Annotated in this window: 10 protein-coding genes and 1 pseudogene; 5 read left to right on the forward strand and 6 right to left on the reverse strand. The window is 75.9% G+C overall.

Annotated elements, in window-relative coordinates; genetic code table 11:
• A pseudogene (locus tag D476_RS40255) lies at positions 1-307 on the reverse strand (hypothetical protein); the annotation flags it as partial.
• A gap of 231 nt (positions 308-538) precedes the next feature.
• Between D476_RS40255 and D476_RS0118290 the strand changes: the two are divergent.
• Positions 539-1,318 carry an SDR family oxidoreductase gene (locus D476_RS0118290; RefSeq protein ID WP_239648748.1) on the forward strand — a complete coding sequence of 260 codons (780 nt, stop codon included), beginning with the start codon at positions 539-541 and terminating at the stop codon, positions 1,316-1,318.
• A gap of 340 nt (positions 1,319-1,658) precedes the next feature.
• Here D476_RS0118290 and D476_RS0118295 read toward each other — a convergent pair whose 3' ends face one another.
• Positions 1,659-2,042, reverse strand: a complete 384-nt coding sequence (locus tag D476_RS0118295; protein WP_026123626.1) for a DUF4180 domain-containing protein — start codon at positions 2,040-2,042, stop codon at positions 1,659-1,661.
• 520 nt (positions 2,043-2,562) lie between these two features.
• Here D476_RS0118295 and D476_RS39170 point away from each other — a divergent pair.
• The 4 genes from D476_RS39170 (at position 2,563) to D476_RS0118315 (ending at position 5,033) form a co-directional block, all read left to right on the forward strand.
• Positions 2,563-2,967 (forward strand): helix-turn-helix domain-containing protein, encoded by a 405-nt coding sequence (locus tag D476_RS39170; RefSeq protein ID WP_017625381.1) that lies wholly within the window; start codon positions 2,563-2,565, stop codon positions 2,965-2,967.
• A 4-nt stretch (positions 2,968-2,971) separates the two neighbouring features.
• On the forward strand, positions 2,972-3,391 hold the full coding sequence (locus tag D476_RS0118305; protein WP_017625382.1) for a VOC family protein: 420 nt from the start codon (positions 2,972-2,974) through the stop codon (positions 3,389-3,391).
• 196 nt (positions 3,392-3,587) lie between these two features.
• A complete protein-coding gene (locus tag D476_RS0118310; protein ID WP_083939560.1) occupies positions 3,588-4,031 on the forward strand; it encodes a hypothetical protein in 444 nt (147 codons plus the stop codon).
• A 99-nt stretch (positions 4,032-4,130) separates the two neighbouring features.
• On the forward strand, positions 4,131-5,033 hold the full coding sequence (locus tag D476_RS0118315) for a class I SAM-dependent methyltransferase (RefSeq protein WP_017625384.1): 903 nt from the start codon (positions 4,131-4,133) through the stop codon (positions 5,031-5,033).
• A gap of 190 nt (positions 5,034-5,223) precedes the next feature.
• On the opposite strand, the gene D476_RS0118320 is transcribed toward D476_RS0118315, so the two are convergent.
• From D476_RS0118320 to D476_RS0118335, 4 genes are all read right to left on the reverse strand, one after another.
• On the reverse strand, positions 5,224-5,658 hold the full coding sequence (locus tag D476_RS0118320) for a GNAT family N-acetyltransferase (RefSeq protein WP_017625385.1): 435 nt from the start codon (positions 5,656-5,658) through the stop codon (positions 5,224-5,226).
• A complete protein-coding gene (locus D476_RS38250) occupies positions 5,592-5,957 on the reverse strand; it encodes a hypothetical protein (protein WP_192826399.1) in 366 nt (121 codons plus the stop codon). Before D476_RS38250 ends, D476_RS0118320 begins: the two co-directional genes overlap by 67 nt.
• 203 nt (positions 5,958-6,160) lie before the next feature.
• Positions 6,161-7,372 carry an FAD-dependent oxidoreductase gene (locus D476_RS0118330; protein ID WP_017625387.1) on the reverse strand — a complete coding sequence of 404 codons (1,212 nt, stop codon included), beginning with the start codon at positions 7,370-7,372 and terminating at the stop codon, positions 6,161-6,163.
• Complete coding sequence (locus D476_RS0118335) at positions 7,369-7,962, reverse strand: TetR/AcrR family transcriptional regulator (protein ID WP_017625388.1); 594 nt, start codon at positions 7,960-7,962, stop codon at positions 7,369-7,371. Before D476_RS0118335 ends, D476_RS0118330 begins: the two co-directional genes overlap by 4 nt.
• Between the last annotated feature and the right edge of the window lie 1,090 nt (positions 7,963-9,052).

Below are 9,052 nucleotides of genomic sequence, written 5' to 3' on the forward strand. Positions count from 1 at the left end.
GCCAACACTCTCCGCACCCGCGAACACACTCGGGCAGGGGATGTGCCGGGGCGGCATCGCGCAGGTGGCGGTTGTCCTCGGACCGGCCGGGCGGGCGAAGAGGTGTCCGGCGCGTGCGGAGGCCGGGCGCAGCCACCGGCGCTCACAGTCGCATCCGGGCTGGACCTGGGCGATGGCCGCGCACACGGGTCGGCGTCGGTGAGCAGGAGGGGTCGTCGGGTCGCGGCGGCCGTTGGGGCGAATGCGGGACGCGGCCGTCCAGAAGGACGCGGAGTGCGGTCAGAAAGGTGCCCAGGTTCGTAGTCACACACTGACCATGGGCGCCCTTCGCCGTGTTCGCATCCGTTCAGCGTTGTCCCACCAGTGGTCCGGGGGCGGGTGATGCCCGCCCGACCGGCAGGCGTGTGAACGGGCAGGCCGCCGCGCGGGGGCCGTCCTGAACGCGGCGGGGGCGGCCGGGGCCGGGCCCGTTCGCGGAGCGCCGTCGAATGCGCAATCGAGGACCGAAACGGTCCTGAATCGTTCCTACGGTTCCCGCATGGATGAACCGACCACTGACACTGCTTCCCGTATGCCCTCCACCGCCGTGGTCACCGGGGGCTCGCGCGGTATCGGGCGGGCCGTCGTCGAGCGGCTGGCGGACCGGGGCCACCTGGTCGCCTTCTGCTACGCACACGAGGAGGACGCCGCACGCGAGGTGGAACGGGCCGTGGCCGACAGGGGCGGCCGCGCCCGGGCCGTGCGGGCCGACGTGGCCCGCGCCCGGGACGTCGAGCGCCTGTTCGCCGAGGCCGAGTCCTTCTTCGCCGACCACGGCGCCCCGGGGCGCCTGGACGCGGTGGTGGCCAACGCCGGCATCACCGCCTCGGCGCCGCTGGCCGAGGCGGACGAGGAGGAGTTCGACCGCGTCATGGCCGCCAACGCCAAGGGCACCTTCCTCACCCTGCGACAGGCGGCGCGGCGCATGGGCGAGGGCGGGCGCGTGGTGGCCGTCACCTCGGCCACCACCTTCTGGCCCGGCCCGGGGGAGAGCGCATACGCGGCCAGCAAGGCCGCCTGCGAGCTGCTGGCGCGTGTGGCCTCCCGGGAGCTGGGGCCGCGCGGCATCACGGTCAACAGCGTCGCGCCGGGCCCCACCGACACCGACCTGCTGCGCGGCGCCGTCCCCGAGGAGGGCAGGAGCGCGGTCGCCGCGATGACGCCCTTGGGCCGCCTGGGCGGCCCCGGAGACGTGGCCGACGCGGTGGTGGTCCTGGCCGCCCCTGAGGCGGGGTGGCTGACCGGCCAGACCGTGCGCGCCGACGGCGGGCTCGTCTGACCGCCCGGTGCCGTGGGCACGCCCGCGGCACCGCCGCCCGGACCCGGGCCCGGCCCGGGATCGCCCTCGGCCTCGCGCCGGGAGCGGGCGGGGCGCAGGGCCACCCCGGTTCCTGCGGGGCCCCGATCCCGGCGGCTCTTGGGGAAGCAGGCCAGGAGCCGCCGGGACAGGGACCGTGCACACGCGTCCCCGCCCGGCCCGGCCGTCCACCGGTGCGGCGCCGGAAGGCGAGCCCCCGGCACCGCGGCCCGGCCGCCTCCGCCGGATGTGCGCAGCCTCCGCCCGGCCGGGCCGGCGGCTGCGGCCGCCGGACCTCGCGCCACCCCGGCGGGTGCCGTCCTCAGGCCAGGGGCCGCGCCTGGGCGAGCTTGTCCTCAAGGCCCTTCCAGGATTCGACGAACCACACGTGCCGCCCCCGGTTGGCCTCGCGCACGAAGTCGCGCAGCGCGGTGCTCTGCTCGACGTGGGCGCTGATGTCGCCCAGGACCGCCAGCCGCGTGCCGTACTGGGTGAACTTCTGCACCACCTCGCCCGCAAGGCCGCTGCGCAGGGAGAAGAACTCCTCGCCCATCCGCTCCGCGGGCAGCGCGACCACGGTGGCCCCGCTTGCGGCGGCATCGCCGAGCAGGTCCAGGGCCGAGCCCGTATCGGTGATCCTGGGGCCTTCGGCCGGGCAGATGAACACGGTGTCGCCGTTGGCGGCGACGAAGGTCTCTTCGGGCATGCGCAGATCGTATAGGCGCCGACGCCTCACCGCTGCGGTGCGGGCTGCCGTGAGCTGCGGCGCGGCGGCCGGGGCACGGCGCGGGGGGCTACCGTGGGCAGGGTGGAGGAGTTTCGCACCGCCCGCCCCCACCCGGCGCTGGCGGGGATGGTCGCGCCCTACATCGGCTACGCCCGGCAGAACGGCGCCGGCGCGCCGCCGGTCCACCTGGGCCTGCCGTCGGGGGCCGTCACCCTCGCCCTGTCGCTGCGCGAGCCCCTGGACCTGCTGGGCGGGCCCGGCGCCGAGCAGGGGCCGGTGCGCCTCCAGGCCGCCGTCGGGGGCCTGCACATGCGCCCGGTCCTGCTGGGGCGTCGCGGGCCCGAGCACGGCGTCCACCTGGCCGTGCACCCCCTGGCGGTGCGCGCGCTGCTGGGGGTGGGCGCCGCCGAGCTGACCGGGACCACGGCCGATGCCGGGGACCTGCCGGTGCCCTGGGCGCGCCTGCTGGCCGAGCGGCTGGGCCCGGGCCNTCGCCGAAGTGGACCGGGCTCTGCTGTGGGGGCTGGAGCGCACGGACCCGCGCGGCGCCGTTCCTGCCGAGCTGTCCCGGGCCTGGCGGCTGCTGGGCGCCGAGGGGGCCGTGCGGGTGCAGCAGGTGGCCGACAGCGTCGGGTGGAGCAGGCGCCACCTGGCCCAGCGCATGGGCGCCGAGGTTGGCGTCTCGCCCAAGCAGGCCGCGCGCCTGGCCCGGTTCGAGCGCAGCACCCGTGCCCTGCGCGCCCGCCCGCCCGGTCTGGCGTCCGTGGCCGCCGAGTGCGGGTTCGCCGACCAGGCCCACATGACCAACGAGTGGCGCGAGCTGGCCGGATGCACCCCGGCCCAGTGGATGCGCGAGGAGCTCCCATTCCTCCAAGACCTGCCCGTGCCCGCCGGGCCATCCTGAGGCCATGAGCGACGACGCATCCACCGCACCCGCCCCCGCCCCCGGCGTGTGGCCGGGGCTGGGCTACCGCGACGCCGAGGCGGGCCTGGAGTTCCTGACCGGGGTGCTGGGCTTCACCGAGGCGCTGACCGTGCGCGGCCCCGAGGGGGTCGAGCACTGCGAGGTCCGCTGGCCCGAGGGCGGCGGGCTGATGTTCGGCTCTGCGGAGCGGCCCGTGCCCGGCAGGGTCTACGTGGTCACCGCCGACCCCGACCGGGTGCACGCGCGCGCCGTCGAGCACGGCGCCCACGTCCTGGAGGAGCCCCGCGACACCGACTACGGCTCGCGCAGTGTGACCGTGGCCGACCCGGAGGGCAACGCCTTCACGTTCGGCACCTACCCCGGGACCGCCCCGGGCGCCGTCCAGGAGGACGGGTCCCCCTGAGGCGGCGCGGGAACGGACCGGGCCCGGCGGGCGTCCTAAGTGGAAGACGGGACGACAGCCGTGTCCCGCCCCGCCCGCCCCGAGGAGGCCCCCGATCCCCGCGAGCAGCCACCCCCTGCTGTTCATCGACGTCGACGGCCCGCTGAACCCCTTCGAGCGTCCCTTCCCCGGCCCTCAGGGCTACACCTCCCACCGCATGAAGCCCGACACCTGGCTCAGGGCGCACCCGGGCAGACCGCCTGAGCGCGTGCCGCCGCTGACGGTGCGGCTGGACCCCGCCCACGGGCCGAAGCTGCTGGAGCTGCCCATGGAGCCGGTGTGGGCCACCACCTGGGAGGACGACGCCAACACCTGGATCGGCCCGCACCTGGGGCTGCCCGAGCTTCCGGTGGTGCGGTGGGCCTCCCCGCGCGCGCCCGACCCCGCCGGGCTGCACTGGAAGACGCGCGAGGTGGCGGCCTGGGCCGGTGAGCGGCCCTTCGCCTGGATCGACGACGAGCCGGGCGAGCGCGACCGCGAGTGGCTGGACCTGCACCACCCGGCGCACTGCCTGCTCCTGCGCATCGACGCCTCCCGGGGACTGGGCGAGGAGGACTTCACGCTGCTGCGCGAGTGGGCCGGGCGGACCCGGGCGGCCTGACGGCCCCGGCGCCGGTGGGGCGTCGGCGCCCGGTGCGGCGGGAATGCTCTTAGGCGGAGCGTTCCCGCCGGGGGATGCGCGAGGAGGGCGCGAGCGGCGATGGCGCGGCGGCAACCCGCGGGTCCGGCGGCCCTGGCGCCGACGGTGATCTGCGCGATCGACCAGTACCTGCCCACCCAGGAGCGGGTGGTGCACGACCGTTTGGCGCTGCGCGTGCTCCCGCCCGCCGCCCGGCTCGCGGTCAGGGCGTGCCGCTGTGCGCCGGTGCGGGCGCTGGCCGAGCGCGCCTGCGAGCGCCGCGCCCCGGGCCTTTGGGCGGGGACGCTGTGCCGCCGCCGCTACGGCGACGAGAAGGTGGCCCAGGCCGTCGCCGAGGGGATCGGCCAAGTGGTGGTGCTGGGGGCGGGCCTGGACACCCGGGCGTGCCGGCTGGTGGTCCCGGCCGGGGTGCCCGCCTTTGAAGTCGACCTGCCCGGCGGGGCGGTGCGCAAGCGGCTGCGCCTCAAGCGCGCGCTGGGGCGGGTGCCGGTGGGGCTGCGGCTGGTCGCCGTGGACGCCGAGGCGCCGAGCCTGGCGGCGGCGCTGGACGCGGCGGGCTACAGCCCCGGGCGCACGGCGCTGTTCGTGTGGGAGCCCTCGGGGCGGGGGGCCTTGCGGGACGCGGCCGAGGCACAGGTGCGGGCCGTGCTCGGGGCGCTGTCGGCGGCGGCGCCCGGCAGCAGGCTGCTGTTCACCTACCCGCTGCGGCAGGACCGGCGGCGCGCGGACCGTGGCGGGGAGACGGCGCCAGAGGCGTCCGAGGCGTCCCGGCCCCGGCGGCGGGCCGGGCCGGAGCCGGGCCTGCCCGCCGGGCGGGTGGGGGCGCTGCTGGGCGAGTACGGGTGGAGGGTGTGCGAGCAGGCCGCCGGGCCCGGCCTGGCCGAACGCTACCTGCGCGCGGCCGGGCGCGAGGGCGTGCAGGTGCCGCAGGGGGAGGCGTCGGTCTACGCGGTCAAGAGGTGACCTGTAAAGCGGCCTGGGCCCCGGGCGGGGCCCATGGGGCCGTCGGCCCTCCCGCCCTCCCCGGGGCGTCGCTCCGACTCCCCGGCGTGTGCGCTTCCGGCGGCGGACACGGCCCCGCCCGTGGCCGCCTGCCGTCAGTGGGGGCCGCGGCCTGCGCGCCGGGGTGCCCGTCCCGGGGCGGGCCCTGGGCTCATGGGCGCACATCCGGCATGCGCGGGCGGCGCTCCATGTAGGTGGCGTCGGGCTCGGCGAATCCGAACTCGGCGTAGAGCCCGTGCGCGTCGTCGGTGTGCAGCATCCACCGGAAGTCGCGGCCGGGCCCGTCGTCGATCATCGCGGCCAGGATCGCCCGCCCCAGGCCGCGCCCGCGCGCGCTCGGGTCGACGTAGACGTCGGCCAGGTAGGCCAGGGCCGCTCCGTCGCTCGCGGCCCGGGCGAAGCCCACCATGCGCCCGGTACCGGCCTCGTAGGCGCCCACCAGGCGCCAGGCGGCGGCCAGCTGGGCGTCGAACATCGCGCGGGTGCGGAACTTGGCCCAGTACACGTCCGGTCCGGTGGTCAGGGCCTTCCACAGCCATTCCCGGTCGATGCGCGCCGGGTCGGTGCTGATCTCGATGCCGTCCACGGGCCGATTGTGCCGGTGCGCACCCGCTCGGCGAAAGCCATGGCCCTGTCCGCGTGCCCGCGGCCCAGGCCGCGGGCGGGGTCCACCGGCACCGGGAGCGTGGGCGCGCGCCGCCGGGCCGCCCACAGCACGGCCGATCCGCCGTGCAGGTCGTCGAACCAGGCCAGAGGCCGCTCCCCGACGGCGCGCCGGATCCCGGGGAGTTCGGGGCCGGGCGCCCGGGGGCCGAACGCGGTGACGGGGAAGTCCCCCGTGCCGAGCAGCGGCCCGAGCAGGCGCGGGGCGTCCTGTTCCCACATCGCGGCCCACACCGGGTCGAAGACGGCCCCCAGCCGGTGCAGGAGCGCCCCGTGGCCGGGGTGGACCCGGACCGGCTCCTCGCCGGGGAACAGGTCGACCTCCCGGTAGCCGGGCGGGCAGGCGGGGCCGGGTAGGGGTTGAGGACGCCGTCGACGTCGATCAGGGCCATGGGGCGTTCCGGCCGCCGGGCCGCGCCCACCGTTCAGCGCCCTTCGCCGGGGGCGGGTGCGCCGACGGCGGCCCGGCCGCCCTCTGCGGGGGCCGCTGCCGCGGGCTTGCCGGTCAGCATCCTGGCCAGAAGGCTGCTCGTGCCCGGGAGCCCCAGCAGTCCCAGCATGATGCGGCGGGCCCGCAGCCGGGCCCTGGAGCGGGGCAGGAACCACTGGGCGGTGCGCAGCGCCGCCCTGCGGCGCTCTTCGGCCACCGGGCGCCAGCCCCGCTCATAGGCGCGCAGCCCCTCCTCGATGCTGTCGGCGCTGGCCAGCTCCTCGCCCAGGCGGTAGGCGCCGCCCACGGCCAGGGAGGCGCCCTGCCCGGCCAGCAGGGACACCGCGTAGGCCGAGTCGCCCACCAGCACGGCCCGTCCGCTGGACCAGGAGGGCACCACGGTCTGGGCGACGTGGTCGTAGTAGATCTCGCCGGGTTCGGGGCAGGCCTCCAGCGCGCGCGGGACGAGCCACCCCAGCCCGGCGCAGGCGCGGCGCAGGGCCGCGCGCGGGTCCTCGGGAAGGGAGCGGTCCTGGCTGCGGAACACGATGAAGGTGGCGACCCGTCCGTCGCGCAGGCCGTACAGGCCCATCTGGGCGCCGGTGGTGTCGGTCAGGCAGAAGCGGTCCTTGACCCGGGCGTGCACCTGCGGGTCCTCGAAGGTGTAGGCGGCGGTGTGGAACCCCAGGTGGCGCAGGTGGCCGGGGTCGTCGCCGAACAGGGCGCGGCGCACGGGCGAGTGGATGCCGTCGGCGCCCACCAGCAGGTCGCCCTCCACACGCTCGCCGTCCTCAAGGACGGCGGCCGCGCCGTCGGGCCCGCTCTCGGCTGCGGCGGCGCGGGCGCCGTAGCGCAGTTCGACGCCGTCGGGCAGGGCGCTGCGCAGCACGTTCTCCAGGTCGGGGCGCATGATGGAGATCAGGCCGTCCATGGCCTGGGCGAAGGCGGAGAAGGGCGCGGTGGCGCGCACGCGCCCGGCCTCGTCGACGAAGGCGGCGTCGCGGAAGCGGTATCCGGCCCGGTCGAGCGCGGGCAGCAGCCCCATGGCGCGGGCGGCGTCGTGGCCGGGCCCGAAGAAGTCGATCATGAAGCCCTGGGGGCGCGGCGAGGGGGCCTTGTCCAGGACGGTGACGCTGTGGCCGTGGTGGGCCAGGCGGTGGGCGGCGGCGAGTCCGGCGATTCCGGCGCCGCAGACGACGGCCTTCATCGGTGTCCTTCCTGCCCGGTGTCCGGGGTGCCGTCCTGCAGGAGGCGGCCCAGCACCGGGGCGACGGCGGTCGAGGTGAGTTCGGGGTCCAGGGTTCGGTGGAGCATCATCCCGTCCAGGGCGGCGGCCAGGACCGCGGCGGTGCGGCGGGGGTCGGGCACGCCCTGGGCTGCCAGGCGGTCGCCCAGGCGGGTGCGGAACCGGTCGAGCAGTCCGGCCATGGCCGCGCGCAGGCCCTCGTCCCGGGAGGCGGCCAGCATGGCCTCGCTGACCAGGCGGGAGGCGGGGTCGTCTCCGGGGTAGCGGTCCAGGTCGGCGAGCATCAGCTCCAGGGCCTGGGCGGCGGTGCGGGCCTGGGACAGGGCCTGGTCGGCGCCGTCGACGACGCCCTCCATGACCTGTACGGCGGCCTCGGCGAGCAGGGCGGGCAGCGAGGCGAAGTGGTAGTGCACCAGGCCGGGGGCCACGCCCGCGCGTTCGGCGACCATGCGGGTGCTCACCGCGTTCCAGCCCTGTTCGGCGACCAGCACGGCGGCGGCCTGCAGGAGTCGGCTGCGGACCCGGCGTCCGCGTTCGGCGCTGGTGGCCACGGGTACTCCTCCTTGGTCGATCGTTCTGGGCGTTCGCCTTGGACGAGCGCCCAAATTCAGGATGGCACATCCGCCCCGCCGCTGGGAAGGGGGCGGCGCACAGGCGGATACCGGGGCGCCCGGAGAGGAGGGGCCGGTCGCGGCGCCCCAGGGGTGGGCATGTCCGCACGAGGCCCCCATCGGCCTGTGCGGGTACGACCTCCGCCGTCCGGAGCTGTCCGGGGTCGAGGCGCGGCGGGTGCGTGCGCCGAGTCCGCCATCGCCGTGCTGCCGGCGGTGGCCGACTCGGCCGACGAGGCGGTATGGCACGCAGGTCGGGCGCCGGACCCGCACCAGGTGCGCATCCACACGAGGCCGGGGCCCGGTCGCCCCAAGGCCCACCGAAAGCGATTTCTAATTACTCTGCGCAGCTAAATATTAACGCAAAGAAGTTGGACCATTTTTCCGTGAGTGTGAAATAGGCGTTTGGTGACCGGGAGTCCGAATTTCAAGCGAAGGGGTCCGGTGGAAATGCGGCAGTTTGTCTGACTCTGCAGCATGCCCCACAGAACCCCTGGGATCATCACCAGTCACAGCAGGCGCCCGCGTTGCGTAGACTGCCCACCGCCTCCTTCTCCCGGTTTCTTCGACCGTTCCCCGGGGGCGGTTGGCGCCGGCCGTCCCCAACGGTCGGGCCGCCCGGGATCGGAGGCTGTGAAGGTGGGCGAAAAAAAGCGTGGGGGGCGGGTTTCGTACTGGTGGATCGCTCCTGCGGTCGGAGCAGGAGTGGTAAAGGCGGTCGTTTCCTACCTCATTGAAACGCTGCTTCGCATGAACGGTCCTGACTAGCGGCCTGATCGACCGCCGGCCGGGGCCGCTTGAAATGGGGGAGTGCGGGTCCGCTCTGCTTTCCGTGCGACGCGGGCCCGTGCTTCTTCTCTGCCTTGGAATGCTCTATGGCAGACCCCCGCCCAGAGTAGCGCCTTCTGGCGCTGCAGTACCACACGGCACATGGAACCACTGGACATGGCGGGTACACACTTCCGGGGCGATCCGTACTAATGCGATAGCGTCGTCGGCATGGTGCGTCCTGGAAGCTGTGTCAGGCCAG

It is taken from the genome of Nocardiopsis chromatogenes YIM 90109 (assembly GCF_000341185.1).
In the GTDB taxonomy this organism is placed as follows: Bacteria; Actinomycetota; Actinomycetes; order Streptosporangiales; family Streptosporangiaceae; genus Nocardiopsis_A; species Nocardiopsis_A chromatogenes.